This window comes from Acinetobacter sp. 2JN-4, assembly GCF_003687745.1.
Classification (GTDB): domain Bacteria; phylum Pseudomonadota; class Gammaproteobacteria; order Pseudomonadales; family Moraxellaceae; genus Acinetobacter; species Acinetobacter halotolerans.
The window spans coordinates 1-436 of record NZ_RDNY01000028.1 but is presented as its reverse complement, the minus strand read 5'-3'; the positions used below and the strand labels follow the sequence as shown (position 1 = coordinate 436).

Genomic DNA, 436 nt, shown 5'->3' with positions numbered 1-436 from the left:
AGCCAGAAACAAGAATCGAATTTATCTCAACACTTGGAGAAACACGGGGTTAGAAGATTGTAATGAATTTATTATCAAAAATGGGGGCGTTTCTTGGTTTCAAGAATTCGCCCTCAATCATTTCTAGTCCTGATGATTTAGCCAGACTTTGGGGTGCTGATTGTGTCGTTGGTAGTCAGCCAATAACCCCAACACGAGCAATGCAATTAACAACTGTATTTACATGTGTAAGGGTTTTGTCTGAAAGCATGGGGATGTTGCCTTGTCGGCTATATCGCAAAGAGGGCAAGAAAAAGATTCCTGCTGAAGATCATAAGTTACATGATCTTCTTTACGTTGCACCAAATGACTACATGACTGCTCAAGAGTTTTGGGAGTTGTTAATGGTGTGTTTGTGCCTACGCGGCAATTTTTTTGCATATAAAGTTTATGCACT

At 40.1% G+C, this 436-nt stretch carries 1 protein-coding gene; it reads left to right on the top strand.

The window, feature by feature from the left end:
* Positions 1 to 62: 62 nt before the first annotated feature.
* The coding region (locus tag EAH57_RS15825) for a phage portal protein (RefSeq protein WP_213071156.1) at positions 63 to 436 on the top strand (374 nt) is incomplete at its 3' end.